1 protein-coding gene is annotated in these 556 nt (G+C 65.5%); it reads left to right on the top strand.

Annotated features, from left to right (window positions below):
- Positions 1–556, top strand: a 556-nt coding sequence (locus AC1DVH_RS32530; RefSeq protein WP_477757229.1) for a hypothetical protein, incomplete at both ends; no start/stop codon positions are given.

Raw genomic sequence — 556 nt, forward strand, 5'->3', positions numbered from 1 at the left:
CGGTACGCCAGCAGCTCTCGCAGCGTCTCTGGCTGCATCTGCTGCAGCTTTGGCAGCATCCCGGGCTGCATCCGCCTTGGCTCTGGCAGCATCCCTGGCTGCGTCCGCATCGTTTCTGGCAGCGTCCCTGGCCTCATCCGCGTCGTTTCTGGCTTCGTCTGCGGCTTCGTCTGCGGCTTCCCTGGCAGCGTCACCGGCGTCTTCTGCGGCTTCCCTGGCTGCATCTGCGGCGTTATCCGCATCGTTGTCATCGTCGTTGGCATCGTCGTTGGCATCGTCGTTGGCATGCGCTTTGCCCGGGCCTCTGTTCCCGACCATGCCACCATGGTCATCGTCGTTGTCACGCGCATTGCCTGGGCCTCTATTCCCGGCCATGCCACCATGGTCATCGTCGTTGTCACGCGCATTGCCTGGGCCTCTGTTCCCGGCCATACCACCATGGTCAGCGTCGCCGCGCCCCGGGCCGCCATGACCGTCAGCGCCATGGCCTGCAGCACCATGATCGCCACCCTCTCCGTGGTCGTTGCCACCGTGACCGCCTCCGCCATCACCACCG

Source organism: Pseudomonas sp. P4_C3, assembly GCF_056402075.1.